Here is a 240-nt window from a genome sequence, read left to right as displayed (position 1 = left end):
TTCTTCGGGGTGTTTGGCCGCATATTCTCTAGCCGCTTGTTTATTCCACCAAACGCCAAATAGGTTTTGCATGGTGCCGTACAAGTAGTTTTCCACGTTCTTGATATGCTTTTCATTGCTTCTTAGGACGTTAAAGTAGCGTCTCAAGGCTTTAGTCATCAAAGGTTTAAGTTCTTCATCGTCCAGTGGGATTAGAACCCCAATATCTTGATGATCCTTTTCAACTCGATATTTAGCATT

Annotated in this window: 1 pseudogene; it reads right to left on the bottom strand. The window is 41.2% G+C overall.

The features are described from left to right. Positions 1 to 240: pseudogene (locus IV36_RS11795) on the bottom strand (replication initiation protein RepA); the annotation flags it as partial.

It is taken from the genome of Liquorilactobacillus mali (assembly GCF_001437155.1).
Classification (GTDB): domain Bacteria; phylum Bacillota; class Bacilli; order Lactobacillales; family Lactobacillaceae; genus Liquorilactobacillus; species Liquorilactobacillus mali_A.
This window is presented reverse-complemented; position numbering and strand designations above follow the sequence as displayed.